The organism is Mesorhizobium sp. B2-5-13, from assembly GCF_006440535.1.
GTDB lineage: Bacteria > Pseudomonadota > Alphaproteobacteria > Rhizobiales > Rhizobiaceae > Mesorhizobium > Mesorhizobium salmacidum.
In genome coordinates, this window is record NZ_VFUI01000001.1 from 45854 (window position 1) to 62077 (window position 16224).

The 16224-nt window shown below is 61.6% G+C and carries 17 protein-coding genes; 9 read left to right on the forward strand and 8 right to left on the reverse strand.

The window, feature by feature from the left end; genetic code table 11:
• Positions 1-245 precede the first annotated feature (245 nt).
• The 7 genes from FJ434_RS00255 (at position 246) to rimO (ending at position 6039) form a co-directional block, all read left to right on the forward strand.
• On the forward strand, positions 246-1043 hold the full coding sequence (locus tag FJ434_RS00255; protein ID WP_140750365.1) for a sterol desaturase family protein: 798 nt from the start codon (positions 246-248) through the stop codon (positions 1041-1043).
• Positions 1044-1232: 189 nt separating this feature from the next.
• Positions 1233-2039, forward strand: a complete 807-nt coding sequence (locus FJ434_RS00260) for an alpha/beta hydrolase (protein ID WP_140750363.1) — start codon at positions 1233-1235, stop codon at positions 2037-2039.
• 101 nt (positions 2040-2140) lie between these two features.
• Positions 2141-2812: a DUF2161 family putative PD-(D/E)XK-type phosphodiesterase gene (locus FJ434_RS00265; protein ID WP_140750361.1), complete on the forward strand. Its 672-nt coding sequence runs from the start codon at positions 2141-2143 to the stop codon at positions 2810-2812.
• A gap of 71 nt (positions 2813-2883) precedes the next feature.
• The gene (locus FJ434_RS00270; protein ID WP_181166012.1) at positions 2884-3171 is read left to right on the forward strand and encodes a TfoX/Sxy family protein; all 288 of its coding nucleotides are present in this window, start codon (positions 2884-2886) and stop codon (positions 3169-3171) included.
• A 110-nt stretch (positions 3172-3281) separates the two neighbouring features.
• On the forward strand, positions 3282-3689 hold the full coding sequence (locus tag FJ434_RS00275) for a DUF930 domain-containing protein (protein ID WP_032935075.1): 408 nt from the start codon (positions 3282-3284) through the stop codon (positions 3687-3689).
• A 184-nt stretch (positions 3690-3873) separates the two neighbouring features.
• Positions 3874-4560: a TerC family protein gene (locus FJ434_RS00280; protein WP_140505329.1), complete on the forward strand. Its 687-nt coding sequence runs from the start codon at positions 3874-3876 to the stop codon at positions 4558-4560.
• A gap of 165 nt (positions 4561-4725) precedes the next feature.
• On the forward strand, positions 4726-6039 hold the full coding sequence (gene rimO, locus FJ434_RS00285; protein WP_027142705.1) for a 30S ribosomal protein S12 methylthiotransferase RimO: 1314 nt from the start codon (positions 4726-4728) through the stop codon (positions 6037-6039).
• A gap of 73 nt (positions 6040-6112) precedes the next feature.
• On the opposite strand, the gene FJ434_RS00290 is transcribed toward rimO, so the two are convergent.
• The 8 genes from FJ434_RS00290 to FJ434_RS00325 form a co-directional block, all read right to left on the reverse strand.
• Entirely contained in the window at positions 6113-7180 is a 1068-nt protein-coding gene (locus FJ434_RS00290; RefSeq protein WP_027142704.1) for a BMP family ABC transporter substrate-binding protein, read from the reverse strand.
• Between the two features lie 51 nt (positions 7181-7231).
• Positions 7232-8152 carry an ABC transporter permease gene (locus FJ434_RS00295; protein ID WP_140505335.1) on the reverse strand — a complete coding sequence of 307 codons (921 nt, stop codon included), beginning with the start codon at positions 8150-8152 and terminating at the stop codon, positions 7232-7234.
• Positions 8152-9282: an ABC transporter permease gene (locus FJ434_RS00300; RefSeq protein WP_140750359.1), complete on the reverse strand. Its 1131-nt coding sequence runs from the start codon at positions 9280-9282 to the stop codon at positions 8152-8154. Before FJ434_RS00300 ends, FJ434_RS00295 begins: the two co-directional genes overlap by 1 nt.
• Positions 9279-10856 carry an ABC transporter ATP-binding protein gene (locus tag FJ434_RS00305; protein ID WP_181166011.1) on the reverse strand — a complete coding sequence of 526 codons (1578 nt, stop codon included), beginning with the start codon at positions 10854-10856 and terminating at the stop codon, positions 9279-9281. The genes FJ434_RS00300 and FJ434_RS00305 overlap by 4 nt, the downstream gene beginning before the upstream one ends.
• Before the next feature lie 216 nt (positions 10857-11072).
• A complete protein-coding gene (locus FJ434_RS00310; RefSeq protein ID WP_140711583.1) occupies positions 11073-12050 on the reverse strand; it encodes a quinone oxidoreductase in 978 nt (325 codons plus the stop codon).
• A gap of 27 nt (positions 12051-12077) precedes the next feature.
• On the reverse strand, positions 12078-12896 hold the full coding sequence (gene pcsA, locus FJ434_RS00315; RefSeq protein ID WP_027142699.1) for a phosphatidylcholine synthase: 819 nt from the start codon (positions 12894-12896) through the stop codon (positions 12078-12080).
• Entirely contained in the window at positions 12893-13507 is a 615-nt protein-coding gene (locus tag FJ434_RS00320) for a DUF1326 domain-containing protein (protein WP_140505343.1), read from the reverse strand. The genes pcsA and FJ434_RS00320 overlap by 4 nt, the downstream gene beginning before the upstream one ends.
• A 14-nt stretch (positions 13508-13521) precedes the next feature.
• Positions 13522-14451 carry a DUF2182 domain-containing protein gene (locus FJ434_RS00325; RefSeq protein ID WP_140750355.1) on the reverse strand — a complete coding sequence of 310 codons (930 nt, stop codon included), beginning with the start codon at positions 14449-14451 and terminating at the stop codon, positions 13522-13524.
• Positions 14452-14522: 71 nt separating this feature from the next.
• Here FJ434_RS00325 and FJ434_RS00330 point away from each other — a divergent pair, with 71 nt between their 5' ends.
• On the forward strand, positions 14523-15737 hold the full coding sequence (locus FJ434_RS00330; protein ID WP_140750353.1) for a UbiH/UbiF family hydroxylase: 1215 nt from the start codon (positions 14523-14525) through the stop codon (positions 15735-15737).
• Positions 15738-15885: 148 nt separating this feature from the next.
• A complete protein-coding gene (gene hspQ / locus FJ434_RS00335; RefSeq protein WP_027142695.1) occupies positions 15886-16209 on the forward strand; it encodes a heat shock protein HspQ in 324 nt (107 codons plus the stop codon).
• The last annotated feature ends 15 nt before the right edge of the window (positions 16210-16224 follow it).

Sequence of the window (16224 nt, forward strand, 5' to 3'; positions counted from 1 at the left end):
GAAAAACCCCGCCGGCAGGGACCGGAGGGGTTAGTCCTAGGAGGACGCGCGTTGCGCTGCGTTCGACAAGCGCGCGCCGACCAAGTAGCGCCAGCTTGCGACGCGGATGTGACACACGGCGAGTGCGTGACAAGCCGTGAGCATGACACAGGCGGCCGGCATCAAGCCTTTCGAAAGGAGAAATGTGGTTCTGTCGGAAACTGAAGCGCGGGTGGCGCTGGCCAAGGCAAGGCGATAGCGGTCGAATGGATATCTTTGGCATCAAGGGGCTGTTGATCTGCGCGCTGATCTTCATTCCGTTCGAGCATCTGTTTGCAGAGCGACCGCAGAAGATCCTGCGCGACGGCTTGGGTGTCGACCTGATCTATATGCTGTTCAACGGCCTCGTAATAAAGGCAGTAGTAGTCCTGATCGCGGCGAACACGCTCGAAGCCGCTGCAATACTGGTTCCGCAATCGGTAACGCACGCGATCGGCGGCCAGCCAATCTGGCTGCAGGTCGCCGAAATCATCGTGATTACCGATACAGGTGTCTACTGGGCGCACCGTGCGTTTCACGAAATCCCCGCGCTTTGGAAGTTCCATGCGGTCCATCACGGCATCGAGGAACTGGACTGGCTCGGTGCATTCCACTCTCACCCCGTCGACTCCATAATCACGAAGGCAATTTCGCTGACTCCGATCTTTTTTCTCGGATTTTCCGAAGCTTCGATCGCGGTCTTTTCCGTCATCTACTTCTGGCACACGCTGCTCGTTCATTCGAACTTGCGAATTCCGTTCGGCCCCTTGAAGTGGCTTATCGCCAGCCCGCAGTTCCATCGCTGGCACCATGCCAACCAACGCGAAGCCTATGACAAGAACTTCGCCGGACAGTTGCCCTTCCTCGACGTGGTGTTCGGCACCTACAATGCGACTGGCAACAAAGTGCCTGAGAAGTATGGCGTCGATGATCCGGTCCCCTCCAGCTACTTCGGACAGATTGGCTATCCACTGCTGCGCCGCAGGAAACGATCGAATCGGGCAATGCCGGAGAGCAACACCTGACGGCAGATATTGACCGCGGCTGTTGCCGCCCGATGCTGGCTGCTTCGCGCCGAACGGCGTTCAGGGCGGCAACACAACCCCACTTGTCGTGTCGCCTGATGGCAGCAGAAATTCCTTCGTGGGTTGGTGTCGGCGGGTGCCGGCGATTAATGTAAGTCCTGCGCAATTTGCCACGAGGCTGGTTTCGGCATGGATTATCGCGACGACGACCTCACGAAATTCGAAGCGCATGGCGCCGCTCCTTTGCCGGCCGCGGCGGACGAAGGTCAGGTGGAGCACGAGGGCGCAAAGATCTGGTACGCGACGTTTGGGACGGGTTATCCCGTGATCCTGTTGCATGGCGGCCTTGGCCATAGCGGCAATTGGGGATTTCAGGTCCCGTCATTGGTCAAGCACGGCTATCAGGTCGTCACCATCGACAGCCGCGGCCATGGACGCAGCACCCGCGACGAACGGCCGTACAAATACGAACTGATGGCCTCGGATGTCCTGGCGGTGATGGACCGCCTGCAATTGAACAAGGCTATCGCAGTGGGTTGGAGCGATGGCGCCTGCGTTGCCCTGATCCTTGGGATGAAGGCCGCCGATCGCATCGCGGGTGTGTTCTTCTTCGGCTGCAATATGGATCCCAGCGGCACGAAGGAGTTCGAGGCCACTCCGGTCATCGAGCGGTGTTTCAGCCGGCACAAAAAGGACTATGCCGAGCTGTCGACCACGCCAGGTCAATTCGATGCGTTTGTCAAAGCTGTCGGCCTGATGATGAAGAGCGAACCCAATTACGGCGCCGCCGAACTGGGAGACATCGGCGTGCCCGTGGCGATCGTCCAAAGCGAGCACGACGAGTTTATCAAGGACGAGCACGCGATCTATCTGGCCCACAGCATACCGGGATCGGAATTGGTCATGCTGTCCGACGTCAGTCATTTCGCGCCCTTGCAGCGTCCCGACCAGTTCAACCACGTGCTGCTGGCTTTCCTCAAAAAAATTCATCCTTGAGCCCTGCCGCACCGCTTCCGGAGTCCCAGCTCCGGGCCATGCACGCGAGACATCATTTCGCCTGCGAGGCTTTTCACGTCGAATCGGCTAAGCCTTGCGGCATGAACGAGACCTCACTTTATGCGCCGGTGAAGCGTTTCCTCGAAAACCTCGACTTCGTCGTGAAAGGCGAAATTGCCGGCTGCGATATCGTCGCGCTGCGCGAGGGAGAGCCCCCGATCGTCGTCATCTGCGAGTTGAAACTGCAGTTCAATCTCGAGTTGGTTCTGCAGGGCGTCGACCGCGCGGCTGCTTGCGATGAAGTGTGGCTGGCGGCGCGCATGTCGGCGCGTGGCAAGGGGCGCGAAAGCGATGCCAGGTTCCGCAACCTTTGCCGTCGGCTCGGCTTCGGCCTGATTGGCGTAACCGCCAATGATCGGGTCGAAGTGCTTCTCAGTCCGATCGCCGTGGCGCCGCGCAAGAATGCGCGACGGCGTTCTCGCCTTGTCGACGAGCACCAGCGCCGCCGCGGCGATCCTGTCGCCGGCGGAGGATCGCGCATTCCGATCATGACCGCCTACCGGCAGAGCGCCCTCGCCTGCGCCGCGGCGTTGGCGGACGGGCCCAAGCGCCCACGCGACCTGAAGGCGCTGACGCCGCTTGCGCCAAAGATCCTGCTGCATAATGTCTATGGCTGGTTCGCGCGCGTCGACCGCGGCGTCTACGATCTCACCGACGCTGGCCGTGCCTCGCTGATCCGTTGGCCGCAGGCCCCGGACAGTTCGCCAGGATGATCGTGAACGTGCCTCTATGCCGTCGGTCATTTTGAGCGGGATTTGCCGATCGAACCAGGGGATGCATGGTGATGGTGCGCATCCAGGACATGCGAAACCTTGGCCCGGCGACGGCGCGGATGTTGGCGGAAATCGACATTGTCTCCGACGACGATTTGCGCAATCTCGGCTCGGTCGAAGCCTATCGTCGCCTGAAGTTTCGATTTGGCCGGCATGTGACGATCCTCGCGCTCTATGCCATGGAAGCTGCATTGTGCGACTGCGATTGGCGGAATCTCGATCAGGACACCAAGGTGTTTCTCCGACAACAGGTTGGCGCCGGCCAAGTCTTGGGGACGGCGTTACGCACGCCTCGCTGATCCGTTGGCCGCGGTCGTCCGACGATGAAACACGACACGGGATTTTGAACGCGCCGACCGCCTGAACACGGGAACCTGCCAGGCCTGTTGGTTGATTTTTCAGACAAAACATGCTGCTAGTCCCGCCCATGAAGACACTATGTATGACGGCCGTGGCGTCCTTGGCCCTGGCTTTTCCGGCCAGCGCCATGGACAGCGCCCTGCGCGCCGGCCTCCTGAAACTCGATCCGCAAACTCGCCTCGAACAGCGTTGCGACGCCGAAATCCTCGACCGCATCTCTCATGACGACCGCAAGTTCAAGGCCGACCGCGTCGTCGCATACGCCTTCGCGACGCCAGAGATGAGCGCCGACGCGATCCGGAGCCCTGGTGCGGCGTTCCGCAGCAAGGGACAATGGTACCGGCTGAAATTCAAATGCCAGACGGGGCCGGACCATATGGACGTTCTCCAGCTCCGCTATCGGATCGGGGATGAGATCCCGGAAGCCGACTGGGCGAAGTACAATCTCTACGATTAGGTTCTCGCGGGCTCGCGCCGGCATCTGGCTGCAGTCGGCGGCTGTTGAGAATCTCGCGTGGTTTCACCGCCACGAAAATGGTTTTCCAGCGTTGTCCGGTGCTGCGACTTGACGCCAGCGGACCATGCCTTTAGGCCCGTTGCGACGATCGACGACGAACACTCGACGAAGGGCTTCCAGGTCGATGGAAATTTTTACCACCGCGGGCTTTTCGGCTCTTCTTCAGGTCATCGCTATCGATCTTGCCCTCGCGGGAGACAATGCCATTGTCATCGGCCTCGCGGCGGCCGGCCTGCCGGTCAGCCAACGCAAGCGAGCCATTCTTGTCGGCATCGCGGCTGCAACCGTTCTTCGCATTTTCTTCGCCTTGATCACGCAATGGCTGCTGACCATTGGTCCCATGCTGCTTATCGGTGGCGGCCTGCTTCTGCTGTGGGTTTGCTGGAAGATGTGGCGCGAATTGCGTGTCAGCCACGACGACGAGCGCGACGCCACCGAAGCGCTGTCGAACGGCGACTTCGACAAGGATGGCGTCGTCGGCGGCAAGGGGCCAAGCAAGACCTTCTCGCAAGCCGCCTGGCAGATCGTCATTGCCGACGTGTCGATGTCGCTCGACAATGTCCTTGCCGTGGCGGGAGCGGCCATGAACCATCCGACTGTGCTGATTGTCGGACTGGCGCTGTCGATCGCGTTGATGGGCTTTGCCGCGTCGTTCGTCGCGCGTCTGCTGCACAAATACCGCTGGATTGCCTATGTCGGCCTGGTCATCATCCTCTATGTCGCGGTCAAGATGCTGCTTGATGGGGCCGTGCAGCAATTCCCCGATCATTTCGCTTTTTTGGCACCCTGGTTCGGATCAGGAGGCCACTGAGCCACCCTGATGGCGTGGACCAGCCCATCGACAGGTTTGCTTGATTGCTGAACCCGTGCTATTGCGCCGCGCGTATTGGCTCCGGCCATGCGCCACAGACCGACATTTACAGCGACTTGAGGCCGGGGCACCGCTTCGGCCCGTGCCCCCATTGGAAACTTGCCTATGTCCGCCCCTCGCGTCAGTTTCGTCAGCCTTGGATGCCCGAAGGCGCTCGTGGATTCCGAGCGCATCATCACGCGTCTGCGGGCCGAGGGCTACGAGATCGCCCGCAAGCATGACGGCGCCGATCTCGTTGTCGTCAATACCTGTGGTTTCCTTGATTCCGCTCGCGACGAGTCGCTCAACGCCATCGGCTCCGCGCTTTCGGAAAACGGCAGGGTCATCGTCACCGGCTGTCTGGGCGCCGAGCCGGACGTGATCCGCGAGAAGCACCCCAACGTGCTGGCGATCACGGGGCCGCAGGCCTATGAGAGCGTGATGGCCGCCGTCCATGAGGCTGCCCCTCCCTCGCACGATCCCTACATCGACCTCCTGCCGCCGCAGGGCGTCAAGCTGACGCCGCGCCACTATGCCTATTTGAAGATTTCGGAAGGCTGCAACAACCGTTGCACCTTCTGCATCATCCCGGCACTTCGCGGAGACCTCGTTTCGCGGCCTGCGGCCGATGTGCTGCGCGAAGCCGAAAAATTGGCCAAGGCCGGCGTCAAGGAACTCCTCGTCATCTCGCAGGATACCAGCGCCTACGGCATCGACATCAAGTACCAGACGTCCATGTTCGGCGACCGCGAAGTGCGGGCGAAATTCCTCGATCTCTCGGAGGAGTTGGGCAAGCTCGGCATCTGGGTGCGCATGCACTATGTCTACCCTTATCCGCATGTCGCCGACGTCATTCCGCTGATGGCCGAGGGAAAAATCCTTCCCTATCTGGATATCCCCTTCCAGCATGCCTCGCCGCAGGTGCTGAAGAACATGCGCCGGCCCGCCCATGGCGAAAAGACGCTTGAGCGCATTCGCGGCTGGCGCGACGTGTGCCCGGATCTCGCCATCCGCTCGACCTTCATCGTCGGCTTCCCCGGCGAAACTGACGACGATTTCGAGATGCTGCTCGATTGGCTGGATGAAGCGAAGATCGATCGCGCCGGCTGCTTCAAATACGAGCCGGTCAGGGGCGCCCGTTCCAACGACCTTGGGCTCGAGCAGGTGCCTCAGGAGATCAAGGAGGCGCGCTGGCATCGCTTCATGCAGCGCCAGCAGAAGATCTCAGCGACGCAGCTGGCCAGGAAGGTCGGCAAACGGCTGCCGGTGCTGATCGACGAAGCGCACGGGAACTCGGCAAAGGGCCGCACCAAATATGACGCGCCTGAGATCGACGGCTCGGTCCACATCCAGTCGCGCCGGCCGTTGCGCGCCGGTGATATCGTCACCGTCAAGGTCGAGCGCGCCGATGCCTATGATCTCTACGGTTCGGCCGTCTGACCCTTCCTCGCTTTCCCGACAAATGAAAAGGGCGCCTCGCGGCGCCCTCTCAGTATCCGAGGTGATCCGCTGCTTATTGCGGCAGCTTGTCGTCGACGCCCTTGACGTAGAAATTCATGCCGAGCAGCGTGCCGTCGTCGGCGACCTCGCCGTCCTTCAGCCAAGCCGAGCCGTCCTGCTTGGCGATCGGCCCGGTGAAGGGGTTCCAGCCGCCGGCGATCTTCTTTTCGGTCGCTTCGGCCATCGCCTTCACGTCGTCGGGCATGTTGGTGTAGGGCGCGAGCTTGACCGCGCCGTCCTTGATGCCGAGCCAGACATTGTCCGGCTTCCAGGAGCCGTCGATGGCTGCCTGCACGCGGCTGATGTAATAAGGACCCCACTCGTCGGTCAGCGAGGTCAGCTGCGCGTTCGGCGCGAACTTGATCATGTCGGACGACTGGCCGAAGCCGTGCAGCTTGCGCTCTTCGGCCACCTGCAGGGCAGCGGTCGAGTCGGTGTGCTGGACAATGATGTCGGCGCCCTGGTCGAACAGTGCCTTGGCGGCGTCGGCTTCCTTGCCCGGATCGAACCAAGAGTTCACCCAGACGATCTTGGCCTTGAAGTTCGGATTGATCGATTGCGCGCCGAGCATGAAGGAGTTGATGCCCATCACCACTTCGGGGATCGGGAAGGAGACGATGTACCCGGCGACGCCGGACTTCGATTCCTTTGCGGCGATCTGGCCGAGCACGTAGCGGCCTTCATAGAAGCGCGCATTGTAGATGCCGAGATTGTCCCCGGTCTTGTATCCGGTGGCGTGCTCGAACATCACCTTGGGAAACTTCTTGGCGACCTTCACTTCGGCGTCCATGAAACCGAACGAGGTGCCGAAGATGATCTTGCAGCCTTCGCGCGCCAGACGCTCGAAAGCCCGGTCGGCGTCGGGGCCTTCGGAGACGTTCTCCAGATAGGCGGTTTCGACCTTGTCGCCGAGCGCTTTCTCGACCTCGAGGCGGCCCTGGTCGTGCTGGTAGGAATAGCCGAAATCGCCGATCGGGCCGGTATAGACCCAGCAGGCCTTCAACTTGTCGGCGGCCTCTGCGGACGCCGCCAGCGACAAAGCCGCTGTCGTCGTCATCAGGGCAATAAGCAGTTTTTTCATTGTGTTACCTCTCTGTGTTAAGCCTTGGAGCTTCCCGTCTTTTTGTTGTTGTCAACGATCCGGAACGAATGGCTGCCCGAGGGAGGCCGGCGTGTTCATCATCGTCAGACGCTTGTTGCGCGAGATTAGAACGAGAACCACGACGGTTGCCAGATAGGGCAGAGAAGAAAGCATCTGCGAGGGCACCGGAATGCCAAAAGCCTGTGCATGAAGCTGGCCGATCCAGACCGCGCCGAAGATGTAGGCGCCGGCCAGCACCCGCCATGGCCGCCAGGATGCGAACACCACCAGTGCGAGCGCGATCCAGCCGCGACCAGCGGACATGTTCTCGACCCACTGCGGCGTATAGACCAGCGACAGATGCCCGCCGGCAAGACCGGCGCAAGCGCCGCCGAAGATGACCGCCAGGTAGCGGAAGCGGATGACCTTGATGCCGAGCGCATGCGCCGATGTGTGGCTGTCGCCGATCGAACGCAGCGTCAGCCCGGTACGCGTCTTGAACAGAAACCACATTACCGCGGCCGTCAGCGCGATCGAAATGTAGAACACAGGGTCCTGGCCAAAGAGCAGCCTGCCCACGATTGGAATCGAACTAAGGCCGGGAATGTCGAGATTGGGCAGCCTGACACCAGGCTGGCCGACGAAGCGCGTTCCCATCATGCCGGAGAGCCCGAGACCAAGCAGTGTCAGTGACAGGCCGGTCGCCACCTGGTTGGTGGCCAGCGACAGCGTCATGACCGCAAACAGCAGGGAGAAAAGCGCTCCCACGGCGATCGCCGCCAGGAGGCCGATCCAGGGCGATCCGGTCAGATAGCCGGCTCCGAAGCCGCCGACGGCGCCCATGACCATCATGCCTTCGACACCGAGATTGAGCACGCCGGAGCGCTCGACCACCAATTCGCCGATCGCCGCGATCAAAAGCGGCGTCGCCGCCGTTGCGATGGTCAGGAGGATGTTGACGGTAATGTCCATCAGCGGGCTTCCTTCAACTTTGGCGCGGCCTCGAGCTTCGCGGGGGCTTCCTGTTTGGTCAGCGCCAGGCCGATCAATCGGATGCGGTAATGAATGAGCGTGTCGCAACCGAGCACGAAGAACAGCAGCATGCCCTGGAACACCCTCGCCACCTTGTCGGAAATGCCGAGCGCGCTTTGCACCGCCTCGCCGCCGAGATAGGTCAGCGCCAGAACCAGGCCCGCGGCGACGATGCCGAGCGGATTGAGGCGGCCAAGGAAGGCCACGATGATGGCGGTGAAGCCATAGCCGGGCGAAATCACGGGCTGCAGTTGCCCAATGGCACCGGAGACTTCCGAGATGCCGGCAAGCCCGGCCAGCGCGCCCGACAGCAGGAAGGCGAAGAACACCATGCGGTTCAGGCCGAAACCGGCGAACCGCCCTGCCCTCGGACTGGAGCCCAGCACGCGGACCTCGAAACCCTTGAGCATGCGGCCCATCAGGATCCAGATCAGCACCGCCGCAACCAGGGCGAAGACGAAGCCCCAATTGGCTCGCCCGGCATCGGGCATCAGCTCCGGCAGCACGGCCGAGTCGCCGAACTGGATCGTCTGCGGAAAGCCGTGTCCCTGCGGATCGCGCCAGGGACCGCGCACCAGCCAGTCGAGGAACAGCTGCGCGACATAGACCAGCATCAGGCTGGTCAGGATCTCGTTGGTATTGAACCGGGTCTTCAGCAAGGCCGGGATCGCCGCGTAGGCCGCACCGCCGACCATGCCCAGCAGAAGCATCAGCGGCAGCACCAGCGGGCCCTCGAATTGCGGAAACAGCACGGGAATGATGGAGCCGAAGATTGCGCCGAAGATGAACTGGCCTTCGGCGCCGATGTTCCAGATGTTGGCCTTGTAGCAGACCGACAAGCCTACAGCGATCAGGATCAGCGGAGCGGCCTTGATTGCCAGCTCATGCAATTGCCAGACCTGGCTGATCGGCTCGATGAAATAGATCTTGAATGCGTTGAGCGGGTTGACGCCGAGCAGCGCGAACATGATGGCTCCGGTGATGATGGTCAGCGCGAAGGCGATGAACGGCGACAGCATCGAAAACAGCGCCGAGCGCTGCGGGCGTTTGACGAGTTCGAGGCGCATCATGCCGTCTCCAGCGTGTGTTCGGCGTGGCCGGGTTCGGCGCCGCCCATCAACAGGCCGACCTTCTCGAAAGTCGCCTCGGCGATCGGCATCGGCTTGGACAATTCGCCATTGTGCATGACCGCGATCGCGTCCGATATCTCGAACAGCTCGTCCAGATCCTGGCTGATCACCAGTACGGCCGATCCGCTGCGAGAGAGCTCGATCAGGGCCTGGCGGATGTGGGCGGCGGCACCGGCGTCGACGCCCCATGTCGGCTGGTTCACCACCATGACGCTTGGCCGGCGGTCGAGTTCGCGGCCGACGATGAATTTCTGCAGATTGCCGCCCGAAAGTGCCGCTGCTTCGGGATCCGGCGCGCTTTTGCGCACATCCATCGCCTCGATGATGCGTTGCGAAGCGGCGTAGACGGCGCCGCTCCTGACCATGCCACCGGCGCCGACAAAGGCCTTGCCGTCCGTGGCGTGGCGCGACAGCAGGAGGTTTTCCGAGAGTTTCATGCGCGGTGCGGCACCATGGCCGAGACGCTCCTCCGGCACGAAGGCACCCCCCAGCAAGCGCCGCCCGGTAATGGTGAGGCCGCCGGCGTCCTTGCCACGAATGCGCACTGAGGCGGTATCCTGCTGCAAAACCTCACCGGAGACGGATTCGAAGAGCTCGCCCTGGCCATTACCGGCGACGCCAGCAATGCCGATCACCTCGCCGGCGCGGACATTGAGGCTGATGTTCTTGAGCGGAATGGAAAACGGCGTTGCCGGCTTGCGGTTGAGGCCGCGGATTTCGAGCAGCGGCTGCGCGGTTTCGATACCCTCGACCGGCGCGCGCACCACGGCCTGCACCTCGCTGCCGACCATCATGCGGGCGAGCGATGAGGCTGTCTGCTCGCGCGGATTGCAGTGACCGACCACCTTACCATGCCGCAGCACCGTGGCGCGGTCGCAGATGCGTTTGACCTCTTCGAGCCGGTGCGAAATGTAGAGGATCGATTTGCCTTCCGAGCGCAACCGTTCCAACGTCTCGAACAGCTTGTCGGCCTCCTGTGGCGTCAGTACCGATGTCGGCTCGTCCAGGATGATGAGTTGTGGCGTCTGCAGCAGGCAGCGGATGATCTCGATGCGCTGGCGCTCACCGACCGAAAGATCGCCGACCAGCGATTCCGGATCGAGCGGCAAGCCGTAACTGTAGGAAAGCGCCCTCGCCTTGGCCGCGATGCTGCTGATCGGCGAGCCGTCATCCAGCGACAGCGCGATGTTCTCGGCAGCCGTCAGCGCCTCGAACAGCGAAAAATGCTGGAACACCATGCCGATGCCGAGCTTCTTGGCGGCGCCAGGGTCGGTGATCCGCACCGCCTGGCCATTCCAGAAAATCTCGCCCGAATTGGGCTCCAGCGAGCCGAACAGCATCTTGACCAGCGTCGACTTGCCGGCGCCGTTTTCGCCGAGCAAAGCGTGGATTTCACCTTTGGCGATGTTGAGGTCGATATGGTCGCACGCTGTCAACGTGCCGAATATCTTGGTCAGGCCACGAACTTCAAGCAGGTTCGCCCCATCATGATTTGCACTCACAGTGCCTCCCATCCGGATTACCGGACATGTTCTGTGTTCCCGCAAGCATCGTATGCGCGGCCGGCTCTCGTGCGAAAGCAGCACCCGACTTGAAAGAGCTTCAAGAATTTCAGCGGAAACTCAAGGGTAAAGATTAGCCCTTCTCGCACAAGGATACGGCTGGCCGGCTTTTCGTGCAAACCATGCCCGCCGCTGCGGCAGGACGCTGAAAACCCAGGCAGACTGTCGTCAGGGAACTAGGACGGTCGTACCTGTCGTTCTACGTCCTTCAAGATCCTGATGTGCCTTGCCCGCGTCCTTCAGCGCATAGCGCTGATTGATCTTAATCTCGACAGCACCACTGAGCACAACCTCGAACAGTGCGGCGGCGGAGGCGTCGAGGTCCTCGCGTTTAGCATTGTAGACGAACAGAGTCGGCCTCGTGGCGAACAGCGAGCCTTTCTGCGCCAGCAGCGACATCGAAAACGGCGGGATGGGTCCGGAAGACTGCCCGAAGCTGACGAACATACCGAGCGGCTTGAGGCAGTCGAGCGAGGCCGGAAATGTGTCGTTGCCCACGGAATCATAGACAACGTCGCATTTCCTGCCGCCGGTGATGGCGGCGACGCCGGCGACGAAATCCTGCTCCTTGTAGTTGATGACGTGATCGAAACCGTGTGCCTTGGCCAGTTCGATCTTGTCGGCAGAGCTGGCGGTGCCGATGACCGTCGCCCCGAGATGCTTCGCCCACTGGCCCAGAATGAGCCCGACGCCGCCGGCCGCTGCATGAAACAGGATCGTGTCGCCTGCCTTCACCTTGAAGGTCCGGCGCAGCAGATATTCCGCGGTCATGCCCTTCAGCATCATGGCGGCCGCCTGTTCGTCGCTGATGCCGTCCGGCACCTTGACGACCTTGCTGGCATCGATGACGCGCTCTTGCGCATAAGCGCCCGTCGTCACGGCATAGGCAATCCGGTCGCCGGGCTTCAGCCAGTCGACGCCCTGGCCGACTTCCAGCACCATGCCGGCGGCTTCGCTGCCCGGAATGAGCGGAAACCCGCCGGGCGGCGGATAGAGGCCCGAGCGATGATAGACATCGATGAAGTTGAGACCGATCGCGGTATGCCTGATCAGGATATGGCCCGAACCCGGCTGGCCGGGATCGGCGTCTTCATAGGTCAGGACTTCCGGGCCGCCATTGGCATGGATGCGGATCGCTTTGGACATGGACGGGATTCCTTGAAAAGCGGCTGGTCAGGCCTTTTTGGCGCCGAGGTTTGGAAAGAACTGCATGAGGCCACCAATGGTTGCAAGGTAGAGCCCGGTAACGGTAATGCCGATCTTGGTGAAGGTGCCGACCTGCTCGCCCAGCACGCCGATCTGATCGTAGAAAGCGGCGAGCGCCGCCTGCGCAAGCGCAAGCGCGCCAAAGGCGCACCACAACAGTGTCATGCCGAGATTGATCGGCCGCAGCCGCTCCACCCGCACCGGATGGATAAAGTTTATCGGGACAAAAGTCAGAATACCGGCCACCACGACCACCGCGAACGAAACCCATTGTCCCGGTTCGATGACGAATAGAGTGAACACCACCATGTTCCAGACCACGGGGAATCCCTTGAAGAAGTTCTCCTTCGTCTTCATGCCGGTGTCGGCATAATAGATCGCGCTCGACACGACGATGATGGCGGCCGAAAGGAACGAGAGGCCTTCGCCCATGAAGCCCCGTTGGTAGAGCGCGAAGGCCGGGATCAGCACGTAGGTCACATAGTCGATAATGTTGTCGAGGAGTTCGCCGGACCAGGTCGGCAGGATTTCCTTGACCTCCAGCTTTCGGGCGATCGGCCCATCGATGCCATCGACGAACAGCGCCAGTCCGAGCCACCAGAACATTGCCGTCCAGCGCTCCTCGCTCGCCGCGACCAGCGACAGGAAAGCCAGGAACGAACCGGAGGCGGTCAGCAGATGCACCGAAAACGCGCGCGCCTGCGGCCAGGTGACCTTCTTCTTCGGTCGCGGAATCCGCTCGGTGATCTTCTCGGCGATTTTCCGGGCCTTTGTGTTCTTTCTCACGGGCCCCGCCAATCCAGCTTGCAGATTTCGGCCGAGCGGCCGGCGAAATTCCAGTTGCGGCCAAAGGCGCGCATCTTGCTCTTGTCGGACCTCGCCACGATGATCTCCGGCGCGATCCAGTATTCGGAATTCGTGATCACCGTATCCTTCTCGCGGTCCTTGCCCGCGATTGGCGTGACCGCCCCGTCGATGATCTTCGGTATCTGGAAAATACGCGTCTTGTCCCGCGTCTCGTAGGTAATCGGCACCTGTTCGACGCCCAGGAATTTGCCGACAAGGATTGAGAGCAGCGACGTCGTCCCGCCGGCCTTGCCGGTGAAGATCTTGGTCAATGCCTTGACCACGTAGACCGAGGCTCTGATGTCGATGAACAGGCCCGCGGTCCAGTTGCCGCGGCTCATGTAACCGGGGATTTCCATGATCAGCCCAAGATTGAGGCCGGAAAGGTCGACCTCGCCGAAATGGCCGGCGTCGATACGAAAACCCGCCCAGGTCTGGCAATAGCCCTCGGTCGGAGGATGACTGCCAAGCGACAGCACGCAAGGACAAAAAACCGTGCAATTGCAGGAGAGTACGAGCTCTCCTTTCATTGCCCAGCTTTGATCTGCCATCGAATTTCCCCCCGTCATAGCGAGACTACTAGCAGCGCGGCTGCCCAGACAAGCAGTATCGCACCGGCCAGCCGGGTTGGAAGACTGCCCGTCGTCTGTTTTTCAATCAGAGTGAACACACCGATCAGCGCCATCCAGAAGACATTCATCACGCCCACGGCGAACATCACCAGCATCAATGCCCAGCAACATCCCAGGCACCAGATGCCTTGCGCGGCGCCGAGCCGAAACACGCGGACCGTCTCGGCACTCCAGTTCGAAAACAGGATCGAGAACGGGTTCCGGCATTTCGTCAGGCAGGCCTCCTTGAGGCCGCTGAACTGGTAGAGGCCGGCAACCAGCAAGGCGAGCCCACCAGCAACGCCAAGCACCGGATCGAATATCTCTCCGGAGGCGGCGAATGCGTGGACGGCAAGTGTCAGTGCCGCAAACAACATCGAGGCGGCAAGCCAGACGTAGAGATAGCCGGCAACCAGCACCAGCGGATGGACGACTGACTCCCCTTTGATCCGCGCCGTATCGGCGATCTCGCAATAAATGCGGATCATTGGTGCCGCGGATGGCAGCATCGCGGCGATCGCCATGAGAAACCACATGAGGATGAGCGCCAGGGTATGCGGGCCGATGCTTGCGTCGAGCGGCGCTGGTGAAAGGCAGAGCGCGAAGAACCGTTCGAAGACGGCCGGTAACGGCAGTTGCGGCAAATTACGCAACAAAGCATCGCCTGGCGCGCTGATCTGGGCTTCGGCGCTGCGAATCGCCATCGCGGCAAGCAGCAGCCAGGCCAGTGCGATGCTTACACCGACGACGACGTTGACCGTCAAGCGCGGGCTGCGCGCGACGTTTGCCGTGGCGCGGCCGGCACGATCGAGGTGGCTGAAATCATCCTGTTGGCCGGTCATTCCACTCGAATGGGCCGAATCGCCGCGTTGATCAAGCCGCATGATCTGCCCTATATGCGTCTCTTGACGGGTAGGTCTGAAGGCCACCTCGCACAGCAAGCCGGAAACCGATCTTGGAGCATCAGGAAACAGCGCGGATACTGATCGCAGGCACGGGGCCGGCGGGATTGATCGCTGCACTTGCCTTCGCCGATGCCGGCTTTCCGGTGACGATTGCCGGGCCCGAGGTTTCGGCTCCCGACGGCCGCACCACGGCGCTCATGACGCCTGCGCTGAAAGTGCTCGAACGGCTGGGCGTGCTCCAGGACATCGAGCCCGAGGCCGCACCCTTGAAGGTGATGCGCATTGTCGATGCGACCGGCCGGCTGATCCGCAGTCCCGTCGTCACTTTCCGCGCCAGCGAGATCGACGAGGAACAGTTCGGCCTGAATATGCCCAACAGCGTCCTTGGACCCGCGCTTGCCGGCAAGGTGGCCGCGCATTCCGGGATCGAATGGCGCAGATCGATGGTGAAGGCCTGGCATCTTGGCGGCGACAAAGCTCATGCCGCGCTGGCTGACGGCAGCGAGATCGATGCATCGCTTGCGGTCGCTGCCGATGGTCGCCTGTCGCCGGCCCGCGAGGCCGCCGGCATCTCGACGGCGGCGCGCGCCTACCCTCAGGCGGCGCTCGTCCTCAATTTTGGCCACAGCCGCGAACATGGCTTCACCTCGACGGAGTTCCATACCGAGACTGGCCCGTTCACGCAGGTTCCGCTGCCGGGCAATCGCTCCAGCCTTGTCTGGGTGGTCAAGCCCGAGACCGCCAGGGAGCTTGCCGCGTTGGACGGCGCAACGCTCTCGCTGCGGATCGAACGAAAGATGCAGTCGATGCTCGGCCGAGTAATCGTGGAGCCGGGCCGCCAGATTTATCCATTATCGACGGTGACCCCTCTGCGTTTCGCGGCGCGACGGGTGGCGCTTGTCGGTGAAGCCGCGCACGTCTTCCCGCCGATCGGTGCGCAAGGCCTCAACCTAGGCATCAGGGATATCGACGATCTAATTGGAATCGCAACGGAAAATCGCGGAGATCCCGGCGCTGCCGAGGCCCTTGCAGCCTACGATTTCAAACGTCGGCCTGACATCCTCGCGCGGAGTAGCGCGGTCAATCTGCTCAACGTGTCGCTTCTTTCCGATATGTTGCCGGCGCAAATGGCGCGTGGCGTCGGTCTCGGCGTGCTTGGTGGTTTTGCACCGCTTCGCGCCTTTTTCATGCGCGAAGGGCTGCGTCCCGGCAGCGGCTTTGCGGCCCTTGCGGGCGGCCTGCGGAAGCCGATGCGGCAGCGGTAGCGATTTTGCGGGCTTTGCCGCGGCATCGCGACGTTCATCCAAAACCTTTGTTGCGCATTCCGCGTATTTTGAAGGCGCTCGGACGCTCGGGATTGAATTGATGCGGAGTCTGCGCCAAATAAAGTCAAGGAATTCAATGGTGAGTACGATGAAAACGGCCAAATTCGCGATCGGACAGGTGGTTCGCCACCGGCTGTTCCCGTTCCGAGGCATTATTTTCGACGTCGATCCGCAATTCGCCAACACCGACGAATGGTACGAAGCCATCCCCGCCGACGTGCGGCCGCGCAAGGACCAGCCGTTCTACCACCTGCTCGCCGAGAATTCGGAAACCGAATACATCGCCTATGTCTCAGAGCAGAATCTGCTCGAGGATCAGTCGGGAGAACCTGTCCGCCATCCGCAGATCAAGGAAATGTTCGACAAGAAGCCGGATGGGCGCTACGCGCCGAAACGGCAGTCCAGGCACTGACTTCCGGCATGCTGA